30 protein-coding genes and 1 pseudogene are annotated in these 26,290 nt (G+C 40.2%); 19 read left to right on the top strand and 12 right to left on the bottom strand.

Annotated elements, in window-relative coordinates; all coding sequences use genetic code 11:
* Window positions 1–37 precede the first annotated feature (37 nt).
* The 4 genes from GSQ19_RS25545 to GSQ19_RS25560 form a co-directional block, all read right to left on the bottom strand.
* Window positions 38–1,417, bottom strand: a complete 1,380-nt coding sequence (locus GSQ19_RS25545) for a cytochrome P450 (RefSeq protein WP_011320615.1) — start codon at window positions 1,415–1,417, stop codon at window positions 38–40.
* Window positions 1,418–1,445: 28 nt separating this feature from the next.
* On the bottom strand, window positions 1,446–2,024 hold the full coding sequence (locus GSQ19_RS25550) for a hypothetical protein (RefSeq protein WP_011320616.1): 579 nt from the start codon (window positions 2,022–2,024) through the stop codon (window positions 1,446–1,448).
* A 347-nt stretch (window positions 2,025–2,371) separates the two neighbouring features.
* Complete coding sequence (locus GSQ19_RS25555; RefSeq protein WP_011320617.1) at window positions 2,372–3,526, bottom strand: alpha/beta hydrolase; 1,155 nt, start codon at window positions 3,524–3,526, stop codon at window positions 2,372–2,374.
* Between the two features lie 255 nt (window positions 3,527–3,781).
* A complete protein-coding gene (locus GSQ19_RS25560; protein WP_011320618.1) occupies window positions 3,782–4,447 on the bottom strand; it encodes a hypothetical protein in 666 nt (221 codons plus the stop codon).
* A gap of 233 nt (window positions 4,448–4,680) precedes the next feature.
* On the opposite strand from GSQ19_RS25560, the gene GSQ19_RS25565 reads away from it, so the two are divergent.
* Entirely contained in the window at window positions 4,681–5,247 is a 567-nt protein-coding gene (locus GSQ19_RS25565) for a Uma2 family endonuclease (RefSeq protein ID WP_011320619.1), read from the top strand.
* A 20-nt stretch (window positions 5,248–5,267) separates the two neighbouring features.
* On the opposite strand, the gene GSQ19_RS25570 is transcribed toward GSQ19_RS25565, so the two are convergent.
* The 3 genes from GSQ19_RS25570 to GSQ19_RS25580 form a co-directional block, all read right to left on the bottom strand.
* The gene (locus GSQ19_RS25570; RefSeq protein WP_011320620.1) at window positions 5,268–5,828 is read right to left on the bottom strand and encodes a Uma2 family endonuclease; all 561 of its coding nucleotides are present in this window, start codon (window positions 5,826–5,828) and stop codon (window positions 5,268–5,270) included.
* Between the two features lie 232 nt (window positions 5,829–6,060).
* A complete protein-coding gene (locus tag GSQ19_RS25575; protein WP_011320621.1) occupies window positions 6,061–7,083 on the bottom strand; it encodes a hypothetical protein in 1,023 nt (340 codons plus the stop codon).
* Between the two features lie 66 nt (window positions 7,084–7,149).
* Window positions 7,150–8,568 (bottom strand): site-specific integrase, encoded by a 1,419-nt coding sequence (locus tag GSQ19_RS25580; RefSeq protein ID WP_011320622.1) that lies wholly within the window; start codon window positions 8,566–8,568, stop codon window positions 7,150–7,152.
* Window positions 8,569–8,678: 110 nt separating this feature from the next.
* Here GSQ19_RS25580 and GSQ19_RS30585 point away from each other — a divergent pair.
* The 13 genes and pseudogenes from GSQ19_RS30585 to GSQ19_RS25640 all read left to right on the top strand — a co-directional run.
* Window positions 8,679–8,828 (top strand): annotated as a pseudogene (locus GSQ19_RS30585) (nitrogenase molybdenum-iron protein subunit alpha); the annotation flags it as partial.
* Window positions 8,829–9,027: 199 nt separating this feature from the next.
* Window positions 9,028–10,566, top strand: coding sequence for a nitrogenase molybdenum-iron protein subunit beta (gene nifK / locus GSQ19_RS25585; protein ID WP_011320624.1), 1,539 nt, complete (start codon window positions 9,028–9,030; stop codon window positions 10,564–10,566).
* A 139-nt stretch (window positions 10,567–10,705) separates the two neighbouring features.
* Window positions 10,706–11,032, top strand: coding sequence for a Mo-dependent nitrogenase C-terminal domain-containing protein (locus GSQ19_RS25590; RefSeq protein WP_011320625.1), 327 nt, complete (start codon window positions 10,706–10,708; stop codon window positions 11,030–11,032).
* A gap of 317 nt (window positions 11,033–11,349) precedes the next feature.
* The gene (gene nifE / locus GSQ19_RS25595) at window positions 11,350–12,792 is read left to right on the top strand and encodes a nitrogenase iron-molybdenum cofactor biosynthesis protein NifE (RefSeq protein ID WP_011320626.1); all 1,443 of its coding nucleotides are present in this window, start codon (window positions 11,350–11,352) and stop codon (window positions 12,790–12,792) included.
* Window positions 12,792–14,126: a nitrogenase iron-molybdenum cofactor biosynthesis protein NifN gene (nifN, locus tag GSQ19_RS25600; RefSeq protein ID WP_011320627.1), complete on the top strand. Its 1,335-nt coding sequence runs from the start codon at window positions 12,792–12,794 to the stop codon at window positions 14,124–14,126. The genes nifE and nifN overlap by 1 nt, the downstream gene beginning before the upstream one ends.
* A 105-nt stretch (window positions 14,127–14,231) precedes the next feature.
* A complete protein-coding gene (nifX, locus tag GSQ19_RS25605) occupies window positions 14,232–14,645 on the top strand; it encodes a nitrogen fixation protein NifX (protein WP_011320628.1) in 414 nt (137 codons plus the stop codon).
* A complete protein-coding gene (locus tag GSQ19_RS25610) occupies window positions 14,642–15,118 on the top strand; it encodes a NifX-associated nitrogen fixation protein (protein ID WP_011320629.1) in 477 nt (158 codons plus the stop codon). Before nifX ends, GSQ19_RS25610 begins: the two co-directional genes overlap by 4 nt.
* A 238-nt stretch (window positions 15,119–15,356) precedes the next feature.
* Window positions 15,357–15,572 carry a CCE_0567 family metalloprotein gene (locus tag GSQ19_RS25615; protein ID WP_011320630.1) on the top strand — a complete coding sequence of 72 codons (216 nt, stop codon included), beginning with the start codon at window positions 15,357–15,359 and terminating at the stop codon, window positions 15,570–15,572.
* A complete protein-coding gene (nifW, locus tag GSQ19_RS25620) occupies window positions 15,569–15,886 on the top strand; it encodes a nitrogenase-stabilizing/protective protein NifW (protein ID WP_010995605.1) in 318 nt (105 codons plus the stop codon). Before GSQ19_RS25615 ends, nifW begins: the two co-directional genes overlap by 4 nt.
* Before the next feature lie 10 nt (window positions 15,887–15,896).
* On the top strand, window positions 15,897–16,700 hold the full coding sequence (locus tag GSQ19_RS25625) for a HesA/MoeB/ThiF family protein (protein ID WP_011320631.1): 804 nt from the start codon (window positions 15,897–15,899) through the stop codon (window positions 16,698–16,700).
* Window positions 16,701–16,779: 79 nt separating this feature from the next.
* Entirely contained in the window at window positions 16,780–17,151 is a 372-nt protein-coding gene (locus tag GSQ19_RS25630; RefSeq protein ID WP_011320632.1) for a HesB/IscA family protein, read from the top strand.
* Between the two features lie 191 nt (window positions 17,152–17,342).
* The gene (locus tag GSQ19_RS25635) at window positions 17,343–17,642 is read left to right on the top strand and encodes a 2Fe-2S iron-sulfur cluster-binding protein (RefSeq protein ID WP_011320633.1); all 300 of its coding nucleotides are present in this window, start codon (window positions 17,343–17,345) and stop codon (window positions 17,640–17,642) included.
* A gap of 115 nt (window positions 17,643–17,757) precedes the next feature.
* Window positions 17,758–18,009 (top strand): FeoA family protein, encoded by a 252-nt coding sequence (locus GSQ19_RS25640; protein WP_041456952.1) that lies wholly within the window; start codon window positions 17,758–17,760, stop codon window positions 18,007–18,009.
* A 259-nt stretch (window positions 18,010–18,268) separates the two neighbouring features.
* Here the strand turns inward: GSQ19_RS25640 and GSQ19_RS25645 are convergent, their stop codons facing one another.
* Window positions 18,269–18,478 carry a TOBE domain-containing protein gene (locus tag GSQ19_RS25645; RefSeq protein ID WP_011320635.1) on the bottom strand — a complete coding sequence of 70 codons (210 nt, stop codon included), beginning with the start codon at window positions 18,476–18,478 and terminating at the stop codon, window positions 18,269–18,271.
* 717 nt (window positions 18,479–19,195) lie between these two features.
* On the opposite strand from GSQ19_RS25645, the gene GSQ19_RS25650 reads away from it, so the two are divergent.
* The 4 genes from GSQ19_RS25650 (at window position 19,196) to GSQ19_RS25665 (ending at window position 22,031) form a co-directional block, all read left to right on the top strand.
* Window positions 19,196–19,789 carry a CBS domain-containing protein gene (locus GSQ19_RS25650; RefSeq protein WP_011320636.1) on the top strand — a complete coding sequence of 198 codons (594 nt, stop codon included), beginning with the start codon at window positions 19,196–19,198 and terminating at the stop codon, window positions 19,787–19,789.
* Window positions 19,790–19,901: 112 nt separating this feature from the next.
* Window positions 19,902–20,366 carry an ankyrin repeat domain-containing protein gene (locus GSQ19_RS25655; protein WP_041456331.1) on the top strand — a complete coding sequence of 155 codons (465 nt, stop codon included), beginning with the start codon at window positions 19,902–19,904 and terminating at the stop codon, window positions 20,364–20,366.
* Entirely contained in the window at window positions 20,353–21,639 is a 1,287-nt protein-coding gene (locus GSQ19_RS25660) for a nitroreductase family protein (RefSeq protein WP_011320638.1), read from the top strand. Before GSQ19_RS25655 ends, GSQ19_RS25660 begins: the two co-directional genes overlap by 14 nt.
* A 17-nt stretch (window positions 21,640–21,656) precedes the next feature.
* The gene (locus GSQ19_RS25665; protein ID WP_011320639.1) at window positions 21,657–22,031 is read left to right on the top strand and encodes a hypothetical protein; all 375 of its coding nucleotides are present in this window, start codon (window positions 21,657–21,659) and stop codon (window positions 22,029–22,031) included.
* A gap of 75 nt (window positions 22,032–22,106) precedes the next feature.
* Here the strand turns inward: GSQ19_RS25665 and GSQ19_RS25670 are convergent, their stop codons facing one another.
* Window positions 22,107–22,568 carry a hydrogenase maturation protease gene (locus GSQ19_RS25670; protein ID WP_011320640.1) on the bottom strand — a complete coding sequence of 154 codons (462 nt, stop codon included), beginning with the start codon at window positions 22,566–22,568 and terminating at the stop codon, window positions 22,107–22,109.
* Window positions 22,569–23,095: 527 nt separating this feature from the next.
* The gene (locus tag GSQ19_RS25680) at window positions 23,096–23,650 is read right to left on the bottom strand and encodes a Uma2 family endonuclease (protein WP_041456332.1); all 555 of its coding nucleotides are present in this window, start codon (window positions 23,648–23,650) and stop codon (window positions 23,096–23,098) included.
* Window positions 23,651–23,971: 321 nt separating this feature from the next.
* On the opposite strand from GSQ19_RS25680, the gene GSQ19_RS25685 reads away from it, so the two are divergent.
* The gene (locus tag GSQ19_RS25685; RefSeq protein ID WP_011320642.1) at window positions 23,972–24,964 is read left to right on the top strand and encodes a metallophosphoesterase; all 993 of its coding nucleotides are present in this window, start codon (window positions 23,972–23,974) and stop codon (window positions 24,962–24,964) included.
* A 62-nt stretch (window positions 24,965–25,026) separates the two neighbouring features.
* Here GSQ19_RS25685 and GSQ19_RS25690 read toward each other — a convergent pair whose 3' ends face one another.
* Window positions 25,027–25,449, bottom strand: coding sequence for a hypothetical protein (locus GSQ19_RS25690; RefSeq protein WP_011320643.1), 423 nt, complete (start codon window positions 25,447–25,449; stop codon window positions 25,027–25,029).
* 256 nt (window positions 25,450–25,705) lie between these two features.
* Window positions 25,706–26,260, bottom strand: coding sequence for a DNA topology modulation protein (locus GSQ19_RS25695; protein WP_197992848.1), 555 nt, complete (start codon window positions 26,258–26,260; stop codon window positions 25,706–25,708).
* Between the last annotated feature and the right edge of the window lie 30 nt (window positions 26,261–26,290).

The raw sequence follows: 26,290 nt of genomic DNA on the forward strand, positions 1-26,290 counted from the left end.
CTTCTGAATACGCTCAATATTAAATACTGTCAAATCTTCAATTAAAAATCTTGTTACTTTGCTCAAATCTCAATGATTTTTTACCAGTCATTATCATCCTAACTCCACCCTCTGGGGCAAGGGTAAATCCACGTCGTTGCACTTTAATAGGTTTATCTTCGGCTAGAGCAAGTTGATAATTTGATAAAACTGTTGCAATAACCAATTTTATTTCTAATAGAGCTAGAGCATATCCCAAACACCGACGACTTCCACCACCAAAAGGAATATATTCTGAAGGGGAATATTGCCGTTCTATAAAACGTTCTGGTCGAAATTGTTGAGGATGAGGATACAAGTCTTCTCGGTAATGTATGAGGTAGATACTCGCCATTAAGGTTGTGTTGGGTTCTAACTGGTATCCGGCAATATTTATAGATGATTTGGTAATGCGTGGGAAAAGCGTTGGTAAGACTGGATACATCCGCAGGGTTTCTTGACAAACTGCTGTTAAGTAAGGAAGCTGGGCAATTTCCATTGGGTTAGGATTTTCTCCCAAGCTGTCGAGTTCTTGCTGTAATTTTTCCCGCACGTTTACATTGCGGAAAATTTGATAGAAAGCCCAGGCTATTGTTGTTGCAGTAGTTTCATGTCCAGCGAATAAAATGGTTAGCAATTCATCTTTTAGTTCTTCGTCAGTCATGGCTTGCCCATTTTCATCTCGTGCTGCCATCATCAAACTCAGAACATCACCCCGCCTCTCGTTTTCCTTTGTTCTTTTCTCTTCTATTTCTGCTTGGAGTAAATCATAAATACAACGTTGTTGGTATTTCATTTGTCCCCAAGGACTCCTGTTTCCCCAATCTTGTTGGAGGGATTTTAAAAATAGCATACTGGAGCGTAAGGGAGAATCAGTCATATTCAGCCAATCTGTGAATAGAGGCTTGATTTGTTGATAGCGTTCTCCGTTAGCTAAACCAAAGACGATTTGTATAATTACCTCTAGACTCAGTTTCTGCATGGCAGACCTAGCCACAAAAGGTTGCCCAATTTGCCATTGGCTGGCGATTTGGTGGGTAATTAAGCAGATTTGTTGAGCATAAGCTTGTAGCTTTTCTCCATGAAAGGGGGGCATTAATAATTTTCGTTCTCGTCGGTGGCGATCGCCATCCATTAACATAAGAGAGGTTCTTCCAATGAGAGGCTCTGCAAGTTTATTTCCCCGACCGATATCAAATCTAGAATCTTGGGTGAAGATTTCTTGAATAGCTTGAGGCTCGCCTAAAATTACGAAAGAGCCGATTCCAGCCAGCTGCATGGAAAAAATGTCGCCATACTTTTGACTATATTTTTTTTGAAATCCAATCGGATCAGCAATCCAATTGATCAGTTGCCACCATGAAGGGACACTAATAGGATTTGGTAATTGAGTCAACATAATATTTACCCTGATTATTAACTGTGGCTCAGTCGGGGAAAGCCAAGCCAGTGCTTGGGTCACGGATATACAGACCTAGTGTAAGACTACGCATGACTTCATCCCACACAGGTGTTAGTTGCTCTGCTTGATCTGCCCAAAACTCGAATGTAATCAAGCATTGCACATTTGACCCCAAACCAATACAAATCCGTGAAAAAGCTTCCCGTGGTTCTTCTTGGGTGTCGATGAATTTGAGTTCCGTCCAGACAATTTTGGCAGTTTGGCGCTTGAGGCTAATGATTTCGCCTTTCTCAATCACATCACGGCTGTCGTCTTCTACTACTTTTCTCAAGGTGGATTTGAGGGGAAACAGGCTCCAGTCGTTGGGAGGAAGTTGATTAAAAGACACTTCTAACGCGCAATCATCTTTGGGTGGTTTTTTATCACTGAACTTGAAGGATTTTTCTTGTGGCTCAAAAAACCAGTCTTGGGGGACGTTGAAGCGAACAGCACCCCGACCACCAACAAATATTTTGTAGCCATCTGGCGCTTCCCAGCGATGGTCTGGTTTTAATTCGAGAGTTTCTTTAATCCACTGGAGATTGCTTTTCTTGCGCTTTGCCATAGTATTTTTGCAAATCTGCTATTCTGGCGATGGTCTCCGATCAGAGTTTATTGCCTAGTTTGGATTGTAGGCAATTCTCGATTTTTTTAATAGTAGCAAATTGAATCTTTAGGGTTAGCTAAGTTTCTTGACGTGTCTGAAATAGCCAGTAGATGAAGGCGATCGCATAGAATAAATTCAATAAATGATACAACCTAGACACAAAAAGACTTTTCACCCAGTCCCCAGTCCCCAGATATAATTTATGTACGCAGACATGATTAATGATCTCTGATGCGATAGTCCCCAACGACTGAAGGTCATTGCCATGAGCTATTGATCTGACATTAATTTTGTCCTCTCAAATTTTATTCTACTAGAGGGCGATCGCCTGACTCAGAAAAACGCCAGGGAAGCTCAGGAATGCGACTAGTATTTGCTTCAGCGATGATACTGGCAATTTGGTCTATGATGGCGGGAGCATCGAAATAGTCTCCGTGGTCGATTTGTCGATTAGTCAATACAGTTGCATTATGACTGTAGACATTATTAGGGGCTAAAGCTGGTAAGGGGTTGAGGCCAAGGCTACTCTCCCAACGTTTTTGCAAGTCGGGGCCTGCAAATAACTCGAATCCTTTCTGCAATGACTCACGGATTGCGTCTTTTTCAACTACTGAGGCCTTGAGTGCATTATCGTAGCGGGAATAGAATACATGACTTTCTTGAACTAAATGTTCTAGACCAGAGTAAAACGGGCCTGTATATTCAGATCCTCCTAAATCACACTTGGTTACTTCCCGACGTTCCACATCAGGAGCTAACATAAAATAGCGATCGACAAAGAAGGCATTTTCTCCACCTCTATCTTTTCGTTTTAATCTGTTTTTAATCTCCTCATTCAATTCAGTCGGCTCGAAGGCTTGGTTAACTAGCTGTTCCAACATATGGCAAACAAGGTAATTGCCCATGCTATGAGCGATGATATAAATTTTAATTTCCGGTTTTTGGGTGCGAATATAACTGATCAGGTTAGCTAAAGCCGGTGCAGATTGTACACACTCAGTACGATCAGAATTGTAATCTAAAACCTTGCCATTGGAAGGCCAGGAAAATCCGACAAAAGCAATCAGGTTTTGCTTAGCATCATCCAGGTTTACCTTTTCTTCTGGATCAGCAATCAAAGTTAAATTGTGTTTTTTTAAGGCTCCCTTAAGTGTATCTGCCAAAATCGAAAAAGAAGTTAATGCCCCATGAAAAGGAACATTGTAACCATGAGTGCCAATGATAATGTGTTTTACTGCTTCTTTTTTGAGAAACTTGTTAAATACAGTCTCCTCAGAATCTTCGATGATGACTCCCGGTGGCATAGTTGAAGGATCAGTAGTCGCCAAATAGTGAGCCATATATTTTTTCATATCAACCCAGTGATAACCAAGTTTGAGTAATTTAATGCGTGTATCACGATCAACATTGAGACCTAGATTTTGGCGATCGCGGTTGGTAGCAAAGAAGCGTATTTGCATATTGTTAAATAAAAGACGTTTTTATCAGTATAAATGCTTGGTGTGTAGCAAATAATAAATTTTGCAAGTAATTATTACGGTAATTACATAATAATAGCGGTTTGTCTGATACTTATGTAAGAATAAAGATTACCAAAATTCCTAAAGACACGAGTTAGGTAATGACATCTGGTTGGTTGTAGGCGATCGCGCTATGAACCGTACCACTGACAAAACTCCACCCACAAGGAAATAGAGTTTTTACTTTGAATTGATTCATTTCTTAAGTTCTCCAAATTTAATATTCTTAAGATACTCATACCGATTCTGCAATTCCCGAAAGTTACTTTCAATCATGGGAAAAAGCTTGTCAGGAAAAGGCTCATTTAAATCAACTGGATTAATTGTTTGTAGTTCTTTGACAGAACGAATTGTTTTGTATACCGCGACGTGCTTGATATATTTCAATAGTTCATTAATCAAGTCTTTGCTGTTATTGGCATTTTCCGCTAAATGAATTTTCGACTCTATAATTTCCACCATTTCTTGATGATTTTTCAGGATAAATTCTTTTTCTATAGCATCACTCGCCGCTTCTGGTAAAACATTGTGTTCAGGACTTAAAGATTTGATGCGCTTCCACATGACATTATCTTTTTCTAGCCTCAAGAATATAGGCCAGTAAAATTCAGATATTTGTCTTTCTATAAACTCAATCTCTGCGTTATACCGAGCAATAGCAATCTGATTTTCTAGCTCAGAAACTTGTTGCTTCTGTTGATTTTCTAGTTCAGCAATTAGCTGTCTTTGGTAATACTTTTCATTAGTTTCATTTTTAAATATCTCAAACCTTTTATTAAGCCAGTGGCCTGCTACTAAAACAATGCCACCAAGTAAAATTTTATCAAGGACTAATTCAATAATTTTTTCCGTAAGCGCCATTTAATGGTTTTCTCCCTTGTCCAATATGAAAAGATAAATAATCTCACAATTGTAATCAGGAGGACGGAAAACGCACCTACGTAATATCACAGTATTCTTAATATTGAGAGGAATGTAATGGCTATAGCTACTTTCTTTTGTACTGCCACATTTTATTCTCAGCGTAAAATTACAACTCAATTTGTGACAAAATGTTATTGTTGTCCTAAAACCGACGTGATGGGATACGAGCTATGGTTTCTACTAAGCGCCGCTACAGTTTGGATGAATATCGCGCTCTTGAGGAAAAAGCAGAAGGACGCAGCGAATATCGAGATGGAGAAATTGTACCTATGCCTGGAGGAACTCTCAAACATAGCCGTATTGGTCGAAATATTTTGACCTATTTTACCTCTGTGCTGCGTGATACTCAATTCGAGCCAATTAACAGCGATTTGCGACTGTGGATTCCTGAATATAGACGGGGAGTATATCCCGATGTGATGGTTTTTGCAGGCGAACCACAACTGAATGAGGCTCGCCTAGATGAAGTGTTAAATCCTATTTTAATTGTTGAAGTCTTATCTCCATCTACCGCAGATTACGATCGCCAAAGCAAGTTTCGGATGTATCGTACAATTCAGAGTTTTAGGGAATATTTATTAATCGAGCAGGATGAGCCGTTTGTTGAACGTTACAGCAAGCAAACTCAAGGCTGGTTACTGAGTGAATTTGACGGGTTGGAGGGTTCTATTTTTTTAGAATCAGTTGGGAAGGAGTTGGCGATCGCCGAAATTTATCGCGGTGTAGTTTTTGAGTAAAATAGCTTTGGAGAGCGCAGCTAAAGCAACCAACTAAACAAATCTTTAATACTCAGATGAAGTTCACTCGCAAAGGATGGTACAGGTACGAGTGCATCTGGCTCATCAAATACTTCAGTTTCTTGTTGAGGACGGTAAACAAATACAGTTTGCTCATCGGGGTCAATTAACCAACCCATTTGAGTACCATGTTTCAAACAATGAAGGATATTTTTAGTTACTTTCGTCTGACTTTGATCAGGTGATAAAATTTCAATTGTCCAATCGGGAGCAATAAGAAAAATATTAGCAATTTCCCCATTCTCTTCGCGGGGAATCCGACTCCAAATAAAGACGGAAATATCAGGTACAGTTGAATGATCGCCAAATGTACAACGCAGTTCAAGAAAAGCACGAGCGATACGTTGAGGTTTAACTACACTATTAATAACAGATACACATTCACTTTGTATTGCACTGTGCTTTCCTTGCGGCATAGGTTTTTGGATAATTTTACCTTCTATGTATTCACTGGCGGGTTCAGTTTCTGGTAATTTCAGGAACTCGTCCAATGTGATGGGTTTGGATGGGGTCTGTACCATGAAGACTGCCTCACAAAAGGGAATACAGGCTTTGTGTATATTATGTTTTATTGTACTTTATGTTGTTGCGATCGCCTGTACATATATCTGCAATTTTACCCTTATCATGTATAACTATGACAAGCTATTCTAACGCTCTTTTCCCAAAAACTATCCCGTAGGGTGCGTCAGCATTAATTGATATTCATGATGAAATAGCATACCCAAGATGACACGCCCTAATGGCTAATTACTACCTGTAGGGAACTTGATATTCAGAGGAAACACCATCTAATTGTATCTCACAGTAAATCATGACTTCCCCATCCCAAGTCATACAACGAGATCCGGGAGTCTCCAGCGTCAGGGTTGCACTGCTGCTACCACGGTAAAACTTAATATCTGGAGTTGTCTTAGAAAACTCGTTTTGAAAGAACAGAAGTGGCAGCTTACTAATTTGTTCAGCAATTGACTCTATGTCATATTGACCAGTGGGAGAAGTAACAGCGACTGGGCGAGGCAATTTTATTCCGTGAAAATGACGGACAGTTCTAGCAATCGCATTCCTCAAATGATGGCCAACCCTATACATATTTGCAAAGTGATAACGTAAGTCACAATTAAAGGAAATAGCACTTTTACCATCAGGATGAATTTCATAATCAGGCCCTATGCGCCCATTAGGTTGCATTCCTTCAAGAAAATATCCAACGATACGAGCATTGTGAGGAAATAATTGAATATTTTCCTCTACAGTACGTGCAACCACACCACGTCCTCTTGAATACATCATTATAGAACGTAATTGACCACCATTGTGTTTGATTTTATTAACTATCGGAGCAAATGATTCCCTGTAACCGTTAACTGCATTCCGAAATTCCTTATATGCAGGGTGATTGGCCTTTTCTAGCCAACTTTCTACATATTTTTCCTGAACTTGAATAGATGGATGAATAACTTTCAGAATTCGGTAGCAATCATCAATATGAGATTGTAGGGCGTGTAGTAATTCTTTTTGTAGATCGGGTAACTTATTCAATTGATAGTCTAGATGCCCAGTAGCCTTAAACAAGGCTGTATAAGCCAGTTCAACTTCATCTAAGATTGCCTTGAAAGCCAGCATTACTCTCTGTATTGAAAGACTATAGATTGAGAACGGATGCCGCTCTGTATAATATTTGTGATAGGTAACGCTGTCAGGAAGAAGTTTTAAACAATTAAATGCTTCAGGGTGTAAGTTACCATCTTTGTAGGTTTTACGTTCCAGTTTCATAAAAATGTAAGTTAGCAAAATTCATACTACAATGTAGTTTAACAAACACAAATTTGATTTGCAAATTTAGCTATACTTATAAACCAACTCCATCTTTAACTTCTCAATCTCCAGCTTCAGTTTCTCATTCTCCATCCTCAACTTTACATTCTCCTCTCTAATCACCTCAATATCATTTCTCTTAGTCAAAGCCTGATTAATGGCTAACTTCCGCATATCTAGCGAAAACCAGCGCTGATAGGTTTGGGTGTGAACCTGCATACTATGCCCTAAATTATCCGCCGCCGCTTTGATTGGTATGCCTAAAATATGCGCTCGAATTGCCCAGGCGTGACGTAAATCATAGGGTTTAAAATCTAATTCAATTTTCCGAAACCACCAACTAATTCTTTGTGTTAAAGCTGTTATTTCTGCATGATTAGTTTTATCTTTTTTACTAATTGCTGTTGCCAGCATTTCTAAATATTTTGGGTTTCTTAAATCAAACTCATCAATCCATTCTTTATGTAAAGGCAATGCTTGCCTTTCACCAGTTTTACACTCTTTATCTACCTTCCAAGTTAAATCTATATTCTCTGAACTTAACCACCAATCGATATCAGGGTTAATAAAAATTTCTCTAGGACGTAAACCAAAAACTGCTAACATTCCATACGTCCAGCGCCACAGTTGCCAGCTATCTTTGACATCTTGATTAACTTGATTACCTCTAGTAGTTAAATAATCTTCAAATTTGGTAATTCCTGATAGTATTTCTGCATCTGTGGGGATGTTGCGCGAATTGCGATCGGGCATTTTAGAATATTGAGATAAATCAATTTCTATATTGAAGGTTTGGCAAAATGCAGATATGGCTCTGGCTGCATTATATCTTGCCCATTCTTTATCAATTTGCTCAATTGAATTGATGAGATTTTCCGCAGTTGCTAAATCTTTGGGATTTGTGTATCGTTGGGTGCGGGAAAAATAGTAAAAAAAGGTATGTTCGCTTTTTGTGGTGCGTTTATGGGTTTTAAAATACTCTTCGGCAAATTTTTCCAGTAAATCACCTATTGTTTGTGAATCTTTTTTAGTGGCTTCTTTGCCTAAATATTTATCGTTCCATTCAAAGGTTTTCCGCGCGATTAATTTACCTAGTTCGTAAGCTTCTTCCTCAGCCGTCTTCAGTCCGTCTAAGTTTGCAGGGATATTCAAACTGAGATTGTATTGTTTTCTCCCAGTACCGTTGGTGTCCTTGTCTCCGGGTTTAATTGGTAACGTCGCTCTTAATTGCAGACTTCCGTTGGATTCCCGAATTGATACTTTGGTCTTTGCAGACTTCAAACGCAGATTTACCTTGTCTAAGTCTTGTAGTACTTTTGTTCTCATGTGTTCTCTTTGCTGCTGTGCTTGCAGACTTGAGCCGAGAAAACTGCCGTCGGTAGATGAAAGTGGCTCCAAGTCTGCAAAGGCTTGTTGATATTTGTCTTGACCCTGATTTTGCATCGCTGTGGTATTAGCCTATATTTAGCCTAAAAATTAATGTGTTATCAGCAAACAATGTTCATCACTAACACTGCTCAGTGCAAACATTAAGCTGTTGAAAGCTATTAAACCACAAAAAGGATTACTCCGGCCCTTATCACGGTTACGACGGATTTGCTATCTTCGCCCGTGACATGGATTTAGCGCTCAACAGCCCCACTTGGGACTTGATTGGCGCTCCTTGGAAGAAAGCTGCTACAAAAGCTAAGGCTGCTGCCTAATTCCAGATAAATAGAGGGATAGCCTGGGGTTGTTGCCCCAGGAACCCAGGGAAGAATGGTGGATGCTGAATGCTGGATGAAGATTTTTATTCATTATTCATGATTCATCACTCGTTACTACCTTGAGGAGGAGTGAACCCCCCAGGCTGTCCTCACTCATCACTTACAAACCAACCAGCAAGCTTAGAGAGATACAACAATGCCTCAGAATCCTGAAAGAATTGTAGACCACGTTGATCTATTCAAACAGCCAGAATACACCGAGCTATTTGAAAACAAGAGAAAGAACTTTGAAGGCGCTCATCCTCCTGAAGAAGTTGAAAGAGTGTCTGAATGGACAAAATCTTGGGACTACCGCGAAAAGAACTTCGCTCGTGAAGCTTTAACCGTTAACCCTGCTAAAGGTTGCCAACCTGTAGGCGCGATGTTCGCTGCTTTGGGTTTTGAAGGTACTCTACCTTTCGTACAAGGTTCTCAAGGTTGCGTTGCTTACTTCCGTACACACCTCAGCCGTCACTACAAAGAGCCTTGCTCCGCAGTATCTTCTTCCATGACAGAAGACGCAGCAGTATTCGGTGGCTTGAACAACATGGTTGAAGGTATGCAGGTTGCTTACCAACTGTACAAGCCTAAGATGATTGCTGTTTGCACCACCTGTATGGCTGAGGTTATCGGTGATGACTTAGGTGCGTTCATCACCAACTCCAAGAATGCTGGTTCTATTCCTCAAGATTTCCCTGTACCCTTTGCTCACACCCCCAGTTTCGTTGGTTCTCACGTAACTGGTTACGACAACATGATGAAGGGTATTCTGTCTAACTTGACAGAAGGTAAGAAGAAAGCTACCAGCAACGGTAAAATCAACATCATCCCTGGTTTTGATACCTATGTAGGTAACAACCGCGAAGTTAAGCGGATGTTGGGTGTAATGGGTGTTGATTACACAATCCTGTCTGACAGCAGCGACTACTTTGATTCACCAAACACTGGTGAGTACGAAATGTACCCAGGTGGTACCAAGTTGGAAGATGCGGCTGATTCTATCAACGCTAAAGCTACTGTTGCTCTCCAAGCTTACACCACACCCAAGACCCGTGAGTATATCAAAACCCAGTGGAAGCAAGAAACACAAGTATTGCGCCCCTTTGGTGTTAAGGGTACTGACGAGTTCTTAACAGCTATCTCTGAATTGACCGGTAAGGCTATTCCTGAAGAGTTGGAAATCGAACGCGGTCGTTTAGTTGATGCTATCACCGACTCTTACGCTTGGATTCATGGTAAGAAGTTCGCTATTTACGGCGATCCAGATTTGATCATCTCCATCACCAGCTTCTTGTTAGAGATGGGTGCTGAACCAGTACACATCCTCTGCAACAACGGTGATGACACCTTCAAAAAAGAAATGGAAGCTATCCTCGCTGCTAGCCCATTTGGTAAAGAAGCTAAAGTCTGGATTCAAAAAGACTTGTGGCACTTCCGTTCCTTGTTGTTCACCGAGCCTGTAGACTTCTTCATCGGTAACTCCTACGGTAAGTACCTGTGGCGCGATACCAAGATCCCAATGGTGCGGATTGGTTATCCTCTCTTCGATCGCCACCACTTACACCGTTATTCTACTCTCGGCTACCAAGGTGGTCTAAATATCCTCAACTGGGTTGTTAACACCCTGTTGGATGAAATGGATCGCAGCACCAACATCACTGGTAAGACCGATATCTCCTTCGACTTGATTCGCTAGAAATTAATGCAGCGTGCCATTGAAAGGTAGAACTTAGGGACTGGGGATTGGGTATTGGGTACTAGGAATATTTTTTCCCAGTCCCTTCCAGTCCCCAGTAACCAATATCTAATACTCTATTCACCTCAAGTTCCTTAGTATGTCATCAACTCACACTCATCAGCATCATCCTAATTTCCATCCACCAAACTATAAGAAACCAGGCGCTTTTGATGTGCTTCGTCCTTTGCGTGGTTTGGTTGATAATTTTCCGGTTAAAAATGCTCGTTTCGCTCATCTTGTTTGCCAGGTAATTCCTTGCTGTTGTCCTTTTGAGCGAGACATTAATTTATTTGGGCGGACTATCCATATTCCAGCATTGTGTAAACTCAATCCTTTGTATGACGAATTTGTCGGGTTGCGTTTTCGCGCTTTATCTTATCTAGCTGATGAATGTGGAGAGGATGTAACGAAGTACATTTGCTAGAGGTTAGAAGTTAGAGACTAGGGGCTAGGGAAAGGATTTTCTCTTGCTTTTTGTGTTATCTAATTAGCCGTATTTCTTGCAAAGGTCTGTTTATGAAAATGCTCCCGTTGATGATTTTGTCAGTTTTTTTAAACGCAAAGTATCGCGGAGTTTAACGCGGAGTAGGCGGAGGATTTTTTGTGTATTTCGCGTGATGAAAGAAGATTTTTGCAAGAAGTTTATTATGAATGGTTATCGGTGAATTGGGTGATTATTTCACTATTTATTGATGACTGATAACTGACAATTAACAACGTCGATCGCGTGCGAGAAGAGAGATGAAGAACACCCAAGGCAAAATCAACGAGCTACTGAATGAGTCGGGATGCGAACATAATCAGCATAAGCATGGTGAGAAGAAGAATAAGTCTTGTTCACAACAAGCGCAACCTGGGGCGGCTCAAGGGGGCTGTGCATTTGATGGGGCGATGATTTCCCTAGTTCCAATTGTGGATGCGGCTCATTTGGTGCATGGCCCGATCGCCTGTGCTGGTAATTCTTGGGGTAGTCGGGGTAGTCTCTCTTCCGGTCCCCAGCTTTACAAAATGGGCTTTACTACCGATATGTCAGAAAATGATGTAATTTTCGGTGGTGAGAAGAAACTCTATAAGGCAATTCTAGAAATTCACAAACGTTACAATCCATCGGCGGTATTTGTCTACGCTACTTGCGTGACGGCGTTGATTGGTGATGATATTGATGCTGTCTGCAAAACTGCGTCCGAGAAAATTGGCACTCCTGTTATCCCCGTAATTGCTCCTGGGTTTATTGGGAGTAAGAACTTGGGGAACCGTTTTGGTGGTGAATCTTTATTAGATTATGTTGTCGGCACAGCAGAACCGGAGTACACCACACCCTATGATATAAACTTAATCGGCGAATATAACATCGCCGGGGAAATGTGGGGAGTCCTGCCGTTACTAGAAAAATTGGGTATTCGCGTCCTATCGAAAATCACAGGCGATGCTCGGTTTGAAGAAATCCGCTATGCACACCGCGCCAAGCTGAATGTGATGATTTGTTCACGGGCGCTGCTCAATATGGCGAGAAAGATGGAGGAAAAATACGGCATCCCCTACATTGAAGAGTCTTTCTATGGCATCGATGATATGAATCGGTGTTTGCGGAATATTGCCGCCAAATTGGGCGACCCTGATTTGCAAACGCGGACAGAAAAGCTGATTGCAGAGGAAACGGCGGCGCTGGATTTGGCACTGGCTCCCTATCGCGCTCGTCTCAAGGGTAAGCGAGTCGTACTCTATACCGGTGGTGTCAAGAGTTGGTCGATTATCTCGGCGGCGAAGGACTTGGGTATTGAAGTTGTGGCTACCAGTACCAGAAAAAGTACAGAAGAAGATAAAGCTAAAATCAAACGGTTGTTGGGTGCTGATGGCATCATGCTAGAAAAAGGCAACGCCAAAGAACTCCTGCAACTGGTAAAAGATACGCAAGCTGATATGTTAATTGCTGGTGGTCGTAACCAATACACCGCCCTCAAAGCCCGGATTCCCTTCCTTGATATCAACCAAGAACGCCATCATCCTTATGCTGGTTATGTGGGCATGATTGAAATGGCGCGGGAATTGTACGAAGCCCTCTACAGCCCGATTTGGGAACAAATTCGTAAGCCTGCGCCTTGGGATGAAGATATGGGAATACTGGCTCACGAATATACAAGTAATCACGATCATATCTTGGCATCTATAGAGGAGTTAATCTGATGGCGATCGTTACGCTCCCCAATAAATCAGTTGCGGTCAATCCTCTCAAGCAAAGTCAAGCCCTGGGCGCTTCTTTAGCCTTCTTGGGATTGAAAGGGATGATTCCTCTGTTTCATGGTTCCCAAGGTTGTACAGCTTTTGCCAAAGTGGTGTTAGTCCGGCATTTTCGGGAAGCCATACCCCTGGCGACAACGGCGATGACGGAAGTAACTACCATTTTGGGTGGTGAAGATAATATTGAGCAAGCAATTCTCACTTTGGTGGAGAAGTCCAGCCCAGAAATTATTGGTCTGTGTAGCACTGGATTAACAGAAACCAGAGGCGATGATATTGAACGCTTTCTTAAGGATATCCGCGATCGCCATCCGGAAATATCTCACCTACCAATTGTATTCGCGCCTACACCAGATTTTAAAGGGGCGTTGCAAGATGGATTTGCGGCGGCTGTGGAAAGCATCGTCCAAGAAATTCCCCAACCCGGTACAACCAGAAGCGAACAAGTCACAATTTTGGCTGGTTCTGCCTTCACCCCCGGAGATTTGCAAGAAATCAAAGAGATTGTCACCGCTTTTGGTTTAGTACCTATCTTTGTTCCTGATATTGGTGCTTCCTTGGATGGACACTTAGATGAGGAATATAGTTCGGTAACAACCAGTGGAACAACCGTCACACAACTAAAAGAAGTCGGTCGTTCCGCCTTCACCATCGCCTTGGGTGAAAGTATGCGGGGTGCGGCGAGGATTTTGGAAGACAGATTTAACATTCCCTACGAAGTCTTTAGCGAACTCACTGGCTTAGAACCCGTAGACGAATTTATCCAAGCCTTAGCAATTCTCAGCAGCAACCCAGTACCAGAAAAGTATTGTCGTCAACGTCGCCAACTACAAGATGCAATGTTAGACACACACTTTTACTTTGGTGCAAAACGCATCTCCTTGGCGCTAGAACCAGACCTGCTGTGGTCAATGGTCAAGTTTCTGCAATCAATGGGGACACAAATTCACGCCGCCGTTACTACCACACGCTCACCCTTATTAGAACAACTCCCCATCAAGAGCGTAACCATCGGTGATTTAGAAGACTTTGAAGAACTGGCAGTAGAATCTGACTTGCTAATTGGTAATTCTAACTTAGCAGCGATCGCCAAACGTCTTTCCATCCCTCACTATCGTCTTGGTATTCCCATTTATGACCGCTTAGGTAATGGTCATTTCACGAAAGTCGGCTATCGCGGCTCAATGGAAGTCTTGTTTGGCATCGGTAACCTATTTATAGATGCAGAAGAAGCAAGAGTTAAGAACTTTGATGAGAATTTTGTCATGGGTAATAGGTAATGGGTAATGGGTAATAGGTAATAAAAGAGAATTTAATTTGTCCCTAATCCCTAATCCCCAGTCCCCAATCCCCAATGCCCAATCCCCAATTCAGGAGCAATCAGAATGAAAATTGCCTTTACCACTAGTGACCGAATTCATATTAATTCGCACTTCGGTTCTGCTAAAGAAATTGATGTCTACGAAATTAACGCGGAAGGATATCAATTTTTAGAAACATTGAACTTTGAAGGCGAACTCAAAGAAGATGGCAACGAAGATAAAGTTGCACCAAAATTAGCCGCATTAGCTGACTGTGCCATTGTGTATGTCGTCGCTATTGGTGGGACTGCGGCTGCCAAATTAATCAAAAAAGGTGTCACTCCTGTAAAGGCGCGATCGGAAGAAGAAAAAATCAGCGAACTCCTGAATAAGTTAGTCGAAACCCTTAAAGGTAATCCTCCACCTTGGTTGCGGAAAGCATTGCAACCAAAAACCAGAAATTTTGCTGATGAAATTGAAGACGAAGCAACAGTATGACCCCAGAAAATAACGTCAACGGCACTGCTACTAGTGTCGTCTCTACCTCCCCATTTTTGAAAGCATTAGTCTTACAAATTCGCGGACAAGATGCTTATGGAGTATATCGTAGCTGGTCTGATGATTTACTCCTCAAAGGCTTTGTTGTTACCAAACAAAAGAAACGGGAAATTTCCGTGCAAGGAGAAGTTGACCCCGTAACCATATCACGGATTATGTCCTTCTTTAAGGCGATCGCCGCCAGAATTGAACAAGAAACAGGCTTAATCTCCCAAGTTGTACTTGACTTAAGCCATGAAGGTTTTGGCTGGGCGTTAGTTTTTTCTGGTCGTCTAATACTCACAGTTAAAACCTTAAGAGATGCTCATCGTTTTGGTTTTGACTCTTTGGAGAAACTGGCGGAAGAAGGAGATAGATATGTTGCAAAAGGAGTTGATTTAGCTAATCGCTATAAAGAAGTAAGTAAGTTGTAAGAGGAGTTTTAAACGCAGCGAAAAGTTCCTCGAAGCCGGGTTTCCCGGCGTAGGAAACTTTTCAAGACAGAGGGGCGCGGAGGTTTACGCGGAGGAACGCAAAGTTTTCTGCGCCTCTATGTGATACCAATTCACTAAAATGCTGAAACAGATCCAACTTCGTAAATCCTTGTCAATCTGGGATTTATCAATTGCGAATTGCGAATTGGTATGAGACATTCAAAAACTATTCAAGACTATGCAAATAGAAGAAACAACGATTGAGGAAATACAAAGCAAAATCAAACGCCTTAATAGTAAAGCTGGGCAAATGAAAATGGATCTGCACGATTTAGCAGAAGGTTTGCCAACAGATTACACCCAACTGATGGACGTTGCGGCGGCAACTTATGAAATTTATCGTCAGCTAGATGAACTCAAGCAAGAGTTGAAGAAATTGGAGAACACTAAATGACTAAGAGCCTAGAAGAATTTAAGAAGCTCGTAGATGCAGAAGAATATTTTAAATTCTTTGAGCTAGATTACGATGCAAAAATTGTCAATGTTAATCGTTTGCATATTTTGAAAAAATTCTCGCAACTCATCAGCGAAATTGATACTAATTATCCCGACATAAGTGCAGAAGAAAAGTTAAATCAATATTCATTAGCTTTGCAATCAGCTTATCAAGTATTCCTCGGCTCATCCCCACAAGAACAAAAGTTGTTCAAGGTGTTTAAGGATAAGCCAAAAAATGTAATCACGCTGACAGAACTATCGTCTGATTAGGAGGTATAAAGTGATCAACCTAACGCCTACCGAGTTAGAACGTTATAGCCGCCAAATGATGCTCCCTAATTTTGGCGAAGCGGCTCAAAAACGCCTGAAGTCAGCGACAGTTTTAGTCACAGGTGTGGGGGGATTAGGCGGTACGGCGGCGCTTTACCTAGCAGTAGCGGGCGTTGGGCGACTAATCCTCGTCCGGGGCGGTGATTTGCGACTGGATGATATGAATCGTCAGGTTCTGATGACGGATGATTGGGTTGGTAAACCAAGGGTATTCAAAGCCAAAGAAACCCTACAAGCAATTAATCCTGATATCCAGATAGAAACAATTCACGACTATGTTACCTCGGACAACGTAGATTCATTGGTACAGTCTGCTGATATGGCGCTGGACTGCGCGCACAATTTTACTGAGCGTGATTTGTTGAACTCAGCTTGTGTGCGCTGGCGTAAGCCAATGGTGGAAGCAGCGATGGACGGGATGGAAGCTTATCTGACAACAATTATTCCTGGTGTGACTCCTTGTTTGTCCTGCATCTTCCCCGAAAAACCAGAGTGGGATCGGCGCGGCTTTTCTGTTTTAGGCGCTGTCTCTGGGACACTAGCTTGTCTAACAGCGTTGGAAGCAATTAAGTTGATCACTGGTTTTAGTCAGCCGCTATTGTCGCAATTACTCACCATAGACTTGAATCGGATGGAATTTGCCAAGCGTCGTTTGTACCGCGATCGCTCTTGTCCAGTGTGCGGTAATGATGCGCCTTGGAGATATGCACAATCCAATTCAATGGAAACCAGCAGCAATTGCACACATAGTTGACATAAATGCAATCTCACACATCACTACAAATACCACACCTGAAAGCACAACAACTATTCGCTACTAATCAGGAGATTTGATGACCGTTACTTTAACAGAAAAGGCCGAATTTCGTCTACGAGCATTCCTACGAGGTTCTGCGAAAGACGCTAACGAAACCACAAAAGGTATTCGCATCTCTGTCAAAGATGGTGGTTGCAGTGGCTATGAGTATCTGATGGATGTCACCAGTCAGCCGCAACCAGATGATTTAGTCAGTCAACAAGGTAGTGTGTTGGTTTACGTCGATGCTAAAAGCGCACCTTTATTAGAAGGAATTGTCATCGATTTTGTTGAAGGTCTTGTCGAAAGTGGCTTTAAGTTCACCAACCCCAACGCTACTAGTACTTGCGGTTGTGGAAAGTCTTTCAAAGCAGGTGACTGCTCCCCCGAAGGTGTACCTTGCAGCTAAATAATTCGTAATTATTACCTAGTACATCAGTTAACAGTTAACTGTTAATCGCATCAAGTCTTCCTGTAAACAAAATGGCTCATTGCTTCCCATCAAATGCAGTGTCCAACTCCGGCTTAATTCTCGAAGAATTCAGGGAGATTTAACTTCGAGAAATCTATCGATCCTATAAATTTGAGGAGAATCAGAAAATGGCTACCTATCAAGTTAGATTGATTAGCAAGAAAGAAAATATCGATACCACCATCGAAATTGATGAAGAAACTACAATTTTAGATGGTGCAGAAGAAAATGGTATTGAGTTACCTTTCTCTTGTCATTCTGGTTCTTGTTCTAGCTGTGTAGGCAAAGTTGTTGAAGGTGAAGTTGACCAATCTGATCAAATCTTTTTAGATGACGAACAAGTTGGTAAAGGCTTTGCTTTACTTTGTGTTACTTACCCTCGCTCCAACTGCACAATTAAGACCCACCAAGAACCATACCTTGCTTAATTTATTGCTGTAATCGCTACTATTTACAGCTTGTGCAAGTGTAGCTTAAATCAGGATGAACTATATCCTTCATCCTGATTTCTTATATAAATCTATTCTGAATTTATTAACACCAATGTTTTCACCATTTACAGTAAATGGCAGTTCTTTACAATTGCTAAAAGTTGGCGATCGCGGAATAGTCAAGTTCTGCAATATTCCAGATAAAAATATTCTCAAAAAACTCAAGTCTCTGGGCTTAAATACCGGGGTCACTATCACCATAGAGCAAGAATTCCCTTCTTTAATGATTCAAGTAGGAAGCATTCTTTTAGAGATAGATAAAAAACTTGCCCGTAATATCTACGTTCGTGTAATTAATAATTGATTGAATTGAGAAAAATTTTTACTGATAAGTAACTTATCTTATACCGTTTCTTAATGAAGATGTACTTTATTCTGGACTGTAGAGACTTTGCACACAAGGTCTCTACATCATTTCTTGGGTACAACTTCATAGAGAATTGGCATTACAGTATGAGAGTACTTGAAATTATTAAAATATTAGGGAAATAAAATAAATAGAGACTTTAATATATAACGTCTCTATTTAGGGAATAAAGGTAAGCCACCTAATTAGTTTTGGTTTAGTCAACAGCAACTATCACATCTGAGGATTTAATTAAAGCGTATGCTTGCTTACCCTCAGTTAGTTGGAGTTTGTCTGCTGATGATTTGGTGATAATCGAAACTATCTCTACCCCAGGCGCTAGTTCTAATGTCACCTCGGTGTTGACAGTACCAGGCACAACTTTTTTAACAGTTGTTTTCAAGAAATTACGTGCGCTAACTTCCATATATTATAATCTTACCTGCTTACAGGAAACAGAATACCAACATTTTCAGTAAAACAAATCACCCCTTTAGAATTTTTTAATTATTTCTATAGATATAAATTTAAACATTGAAAGGTGATTATCCCTCTTTTATTAAATAAATATAGAATCTATTTAGACGTTATATTATAATAATTTTATTGATTCTCTGCCCAGGCAATGTTATTTACTGAAATCCTTGATTTATCAATAAAAAAATAGCTGACATCATACAAGATAACTGTCAAAATAGCTGCTGTTGTAGTATTTTTTAAGCGGATTTAATCAATGTACACGGCAATTGTTAGAAACATTCATAATCTAAGCTTATCAGAGTGATAATATATAAGTAAGCTAAATTGTTGCTAGTGAACCTAGACCTCAGCAAAAAGCGATTACAGGGTTATCTCAGACATTCCTACCTTAATACTGGTCAATCTTAGAAATTGGGTAGATAGTCATATATCTTCAAGATGATACTCTCGGAACGCTGCGGAAATCTTTAAACAAAAACAACCAGATTTATTAGGGTTTGTCATAAGTCTCATACTTATCATGAGGTGTGTCTAATTACCTTAAACGCTTTTCAGCCGGCATATTTAATTACTCTAATTATGCAGGCTTTGCCAAAGCAGTTTGGGCGAAATTACGGCAGTTTAGAAATAATTTCCTTCCTTGCAAACATAAGGAGCAGTAATTATGAGAGCTAAACAAATTATGACTCAAGATGTAGCTACTATTCGCGGTTCTGCGAGTGTAGCAGAAGCAGTGAGACTCATGAGGCTCAAAGGACTGCGTGCTTTGATTGTCGAACCTCGTCATAGTGCTGATGCTTACGGTATTGTTACTGTGGCTGATATTGCAGGTAAGGTGATTGCTTATGGAAAAGACTCCGAAAATGTGCGTATCTATGAAATTATGAGCAAACCCTGCATCACTGTCGATCCTGATCTTGATGTAGAGTATGTAGCTCGTTTATTGTCAACTACAAATCTGTGGTGTGCGCCTGTAATTAAAGGTGAATTACTAGGCGTAATTTCCATTACAGATATTGTCAGCAAAGGCGACTGTATTCCTAAACCAAAATTAACTTTCTTACGCAAAGAATTACACAAAGCTATCTCCGATGCGCGAGGAATTTCTGCTAACTATGGCTCAGATTCTAAACGAGCTATTGAGGCTTGGGATTTAGTGGATGAACTGGAAGTAGAAGCCTGCTTTTATGGCTTACCAAAACCAGACAAATCTGCTAGAGAACTATTTGCTGATAAACCAGAGCTAGTTACAGTTTAGAGTATGGTTTTACAACTCTAATAACTAGGATTCTATAGCATTGTGTTTAGTAATGGTGGGCAATGTCCACCATTATCTTTTCCATGCAAATTCTTCCGAGTTACAACAAATGATGAACCGTAAAAGTCCTTTCAATTTGAGTGCAGCCACTAAAGAATGGTTGATAGGAAAAGGCTACAATCCTGAAGATTTAGAACAACCTGGGGAAAATGGCGATACTGCTTTGATGAAAGCTACACGAGAAGGGATTAATTCCGTCGTCAAGGAATTAATTGATTTAGGTGTGGATATCAATGCTAGAAACAACGACAATAATAATGCTTTGTGGTTTGCTTGTTTTGGTAATCATTATGATTTAATTCATCTGCTACTGGCAGCTAGAATTAACATCGATAACCAAAATGATAACGGTGCTACTGTTTTAATGTATGCCGCATCAGCAGGTAAGACAGCAGTAGTGAAGTTGCTCCTACAATATCATCCTAACTTATATTTAAAAAATTTGGATGATTTTCAGGCAATAGATTTTGCCAGCAATGTAGAAGTTCTAAGGTTACTGAAAAATGCCACAAAGTGATATTTTCGGTAAAGCCTATCATGAGGCTACTAAGCATTCTTACTTGTCGGTGCAGCTTGATCCAAATTATTTAGATGCCTCAACTCAACCATCGGCATTTAAATTTTATCCAAAGTTTTATCGCCGAGTGAAATTAAATCTCGATAATCCAATTCACTCTTTTATCTGGTTAACTAGTGCTGTCACCTTTGAGAAGGTATATAACAATGTAGCTTACAAACTTCGGGTCAATCCTTCAGCAGGCGCACTGTATCCCACTGAGATGTACGTACAGATTCGGGGAATGCCGAAAATAGTAGATGGGATATATCATTTAGAAGTTGAGAATAATTGTCTAACACTCATCTACGAATTAATTGATGATGGCTTAGAGAGTTATGTTATACCGACTAAATGTATCACTGGATTCATTTTTTTAATTAGTTCTGTTTATTATAGGTCTAGCTGGAAATATAAACAAAGGAGCTTGAGATATTGCTTATTAGATAGCGGACACCATTTAGGTGCTGTTGCTGCTTCAGCGTATCTCCATAGCCGTGATATTCAGCTAATTTTTGATTTTGATAAACTCGCTCTCAATACAGATTTAGGGTTTGAGAATAAGGAGTTTATTACTGGTTGTGCGATATCTGGCGAAATACACGAGAAACAGATTAGAAAATTAAGGCTGAAAGTTCCTTTTGTTTGCGGCACAGATTACTTTGAAGCTAATCAATTTATTGAGGATAGCTATCAAGCAACATCTGTGCAACCAAGTCACCAGCAACAATTACAACAGCCTTGCTTTGATTTTGAGCAGGATAAATTCTACCAAACTGTCTGGAATAGACGTTCGATTAGACGTTTCCGGAAAGAGTTCATTTCGCAAGAACATTACTTATATGTCTTGCAACTACTACAGCAGCCAATCCCGACAGAAAGCGGTGAGGAGATAGAAATCTACTCGGTAATACATCGAGTTGAGGGGATGAAATCAGGGTTATATAAAGGCGCGAATTTGGTTAAAGCAGGTGACTTTAGTGAACACACTGGTTACTTGTGTGTGAATCAAGCTCTTGCCAGAGATTGTGCTGTGGTTTTGTTTTTTGTGTCCAAATACACCAGTTATCAAACTGCTATGCAAATAGCTGGTTTTTTAGGACAGAGAATTTATTTGGGTAGTAATTATGTAGGCATTCAATGTAGTGGTATTGGTGCTTTTTATGATGATGAAACCCAGGAATTCTTAGAAACACATAAAGATGTGCTTTATGCAACGGCAATTGGAACCTGAATAGGATTGTAACAAAGATGAATCGGCACAGATTTGATTTTAGCGGAGATGATTCCCATCCCATGCAGCCAACTTCGGCTGACATTATCTTGAGACAGCAATTAGAGTATTCCTTAAGTAAATACTTTTATGAAGGATGCGATCGCACCTTACAGAATCTCCTCTCTAATTGCAGATGGTACGTCACAACTCAAGCCAATGCAATGACGTTGGTAATCGAATGTCCCGATCAAGTTACCAACTGGCGGGTTTTGCAAAAACTCGTCCCAATGGGTAAATTAATCAATCAAATGGTCAGCAGCGCCAAAATTCGCGTCTGTCCCCCAGAAGGCGAAGGCGTACCTTTTGAAATGAGGGTAGATGAACTCTCTGTATATCGAGACATGGCATGATGGACAGTAGGGAGCAGGGGGAGCAGGGGAGAAAAAATACCTAGTTCCCCAATCCCCAATCCCCAGTCCCCAATCCTAATTACGAATTATTTCCACAATTTTTTCAAAAACCACATCAGCAGATTTTTCAACAACAGGACTTAACTCTAGTCCAAAATCAAGATTCGCCGCCTCAATTAAATAAACTGTTACGTCTTGAGGAAAATCATCTGGAAAGATTTTCTTCCCGGCGGCTAAAGCATGATCCCAGCGAAAATCGTGTAAGTTATAACTAGGTTCGGGTAAGGCCGCTAATTCTTCACCAGGGACTTTGAATACTGCGCCGGGTTCCGAACCAGTGGAACTTGCATCAATAATTACTAATTGTTTACTACCTCTAGCTTGAAACATAACTTCCATCCCTGCGGTTCCACAGTCATACACCTGCACATGGGGACGGGGATTTTCGGCTAGATATTTTTGTAAGCGTTGAGCGATGATTACGCCTACAGCATCGTCACTGCGATTGAGATTTCCGCAACCAATAATAGTGAGCATAGATATTATATTTGAGTAGGTAGCCAATTTAATAGAAATATAGGACTACTATTTGATTTGTGAATTATACGTAGGGTGGGCATTGCCCACCGTATCCGGGTTTTGGTGGGCAATACCTACAGATACTTACTTCATTCTGTACTGTAGAGACGTTGCATGCAACGTCTCTACATCATTTATTTGGCGCAACTTCATGGAGAATTGGTATTATGTCCAATTTAGTGAATAAATACATTATAAAATTTACAATAAACATAGTTAACCATTTCATTCTTAACAGGTATTACTAAATATGGTCTTTAGTGATGTAGTTGAAGCAATCAAAGCGCTTTCTTTTGAGGAGGAACAAGAAATTCAATTGTTATTACAGCAGTATCTAAAGGAGGAACGTAGATAGGAAATGTATGATAACTACAAAAAAGCAAAGCTAGAAGAAAAGAATGGTGAGTTAAAGTTCACTGCTAATATTGACCAACTGAAACAAATGCTAGAAGAGTAAAGTTAAAAACCTAAATAATTCTTGCTTGTTAAAAGATTTGCTGTGGTGTAATTTGTAGCCCAACAAATAGGGAATCTTCTAAACTATCATTACCCCGTTTAGTTTGAGGAGGAGCATCAGCATAGAAAATAGTCACAGTTTTTGCTCTAGGGTCAATAATCCAAACTCGCTTCACTTTGGCATTCAGATAATCTGTTGCTTTTTCGATCATTTCTCCGAAGGTTTGACCAGGAGAGATAATTTCAATCACTAATTCCGGTGCAACAGGACAAGCTTCATCTTGCAACCAATCAGCAGCAAGACTGTTATAAGAAACATAGACCAAATCTGTTACAGGAACCCAGTCTTGTTGATTTCTTGTTAGTTTAATAGCCCTTTCAATGACAACTCGCCCCTTTCCTTGCGCCCATGCAGATAAGAGTATAAATAATGCACCTGTTATGGAACTATGAAAAAATTTTGGCGACATTTCACCATTTTTAAGTTTGGGGACAGCTTCTCCGTCAATTAATTCATAGATAATATCTGTTTCGGGGAGTGCAAGAAATTCTTCTAGGGTGAGTTTGTTTTTGAGTTGAGTCATGGTTAATATGAGGTTAGTGATGACTCTATGTTGATGGAATTGTATATATTTAGCATACACGCAAGTTTAGATACCCGAATTTTGTTATAGCGTTTCTTAATGAAGATGTGCTTTATTCTGGACTGTAGAGATGTTGTATGCAACGTCTCTACATGATTTTTTGATGCAACTTCAGAGAGAATTGCTATCAGTAGTATTATGTGCGATCGCTTGATACTACTATAGGATTTAATTTACCAGTTATCATACTTTCTCTTAATTTACTCTTAATATTAAAATCTTAAGCTCCTAGCGATTTGTCATCACAACAAACTGCACAATATGAAATTCACAAAATTGCTGGGAGTCTTAGCTCCATTTTGCTTACTTGGTATTTCTGCAACTTTTATCTCTTCCAGCACTGCACAGCCATCATTTAATGGTCGTGGCCCCAAAAGTTTCGACTTTGCACTCATTGGTGATATTCCCTATGATGCTAGACAAGAAACAGAGACTCAAAAGTTAATCCAAGATATAAATAATTCCTGGGTTCGCTTTGTTATTCATGATGGCGATTTTAAGAGTGGTTCTAGTCCATGTTCTAATGAGCTATTCTTGCAAAGATTCCAGTTATTACAGCAATTTAGACATCCCCTCGTCTATGTATTTGGTGATAACGAATGGACAGATTGTCATCGTCCCGCAGCTGGTGGATATGATTCCCTTGAGCGTTTAGCAAAATTACGTGAAATTTTTACTCAAGGAGATAGAAGTTTAGGACAAAGAACAATTGAGCTAAATCGTCAAAGTGATAAGTCTCAATACAGTAAGTTTCGGGAGAATGTTTACTGGACGGAAGGGGATGTTTTATTTACTGGTATTCACGTTGTTGGTAGTAACAATAACCTTGGCAGAAATGCAGTAAATGATGCTGAATATGCTGAACGTAATGCTGCTAATATTGTCTGGCTAAAAGAAGCCTTTGCTCGTGCTAAAGCTAAAAGAAGCCTTGGTCTGGTAATTGTTATTCACGGCAATCCAGATGATTTTAATATTCCAGCCAATGCACAACAAAATGGCTTTCGTGATTTTGTGAATGTGCTGAAAAGTGAATTGAAAAATTATAGTAAGCCAGTAATGCTGGTTCATGGAGATAGCCATTACTTCCGCATTGACAAACCTTTAAATATAGATGAAGCACCCGGCACAGCGATTACAAATTTCACACGGGTTGAAACCTTTGGTTCTCCCAATGTGCATTGGTTACGAGTCACAGTGAATCCCAGAAATCCCAATCTCTTTGAGATAAATCAAGAGATTATACCTGCAAAATAGTAAGAGAAATGAGGAGATAGGAAGATAGGAAAAACACTTCCTTCTCTCCCTTGTTTTGGATATCAGAACTGGACATTATATTTATCGGCAAGCTCAGAAAGCTTTTCGTACTGCTGAATAGCAGCTTCCAAAATTAATTGTTTTGCTTCTTCTGGTGTATTGCCATTCTCTGGAATTAGATACTTAACATAAAGCGATATGAAATCAACCATAATTGCTGAACCTACCAAACCATGACTATCGGCTTCTTGTCCAGCGATCGCCGATACTAAACCTGCTTTAATTGGGTCTGGTTTTGATTTCATGAACTGGTCAATAATTTGCCAGATATACTCATTGGGTATTAATTTTTCTAACTTAGTTTTGTCGGGTATAAATTCTATACCTGCCGCTCTCGACTGCTCTACAACACACCATTCTGTAAATTCTTGTAGTGCTGTTTCGGGAAGTTTGGGGAGATATTTGTGCAGTTCTAAATCAGACACAAGCTTACCTATAAATTTCAGTTTTGTTGAAGTGCATTAAGGCAAGCCTAACTTACTGTTTCTATTAGTTTTAGTGTGTTACGCTACGAGTTTCAGATAAATATTGCAAGTGCTAAAATCTGGGGTTCAAAGTTATACCAATTTGAAAAATGAATGCGACAGATATATAGCGCCAAACGCTTTTCCTGTCTTGATTCTTAATTTTGAATTTTGTAGCTTTAGCTTCCCGTAGGGTATTTTGAATTTTGAATTGGTATTACCCTTTTGCCTGAGAAATTTTTTGTAAAAACTCTCTGACTTCTCTGGGGTTACGAAGGATAAATACTTGCTGATTTGATGTCAGATTGCTGAGTCTTTGTAAAATATTAGGACGACGGGCAATGGGATATGACCAGATATATTTGCAAAATTCCCAGTTCAGTCTTTCTGGACAACCTGATGACATATCTGGTCTAGATTTACCCGCATATTGCCAACGTCGCTGCATAACTCGTAGCAAGCATAACAGGCGAGTAAAATCGAGAAAAATGACCATATCTGCTACAGGTAAACGTAAATCTAAGGTATTACCATAGTTGCCATCCATAATCCAAGAATCACGCTTAATTAGGTCTTGAATGATTATTTGCCATTCATCTTTGGCAGTTTCCACCCATCCAGGATTCCAGTAAAAAGCATCCAAGTGAATTACGTCTAAATCTAAAATTCTTCCCAGTTCACGGGCTAGGGTAGATTTACCAGCACCTCCAGAACCGATGATCATAATTTTCTGCATTTGCCAACAAGGGTAGAGGCGATGATTGTAAGTCAAATCAAATACAACCAGCAGCAGTGGCCACTA

The organism is Trichormus variabilis 0441, from assembly GCF_009856605.1.
Taxonomy (GTDB): domain Bacteria; phylum Cyanobacteriota; class Cyanobacteriia; order Cyanobacteriales; family Nostocaceae; genus Trichormus; species Trichormus variabilis.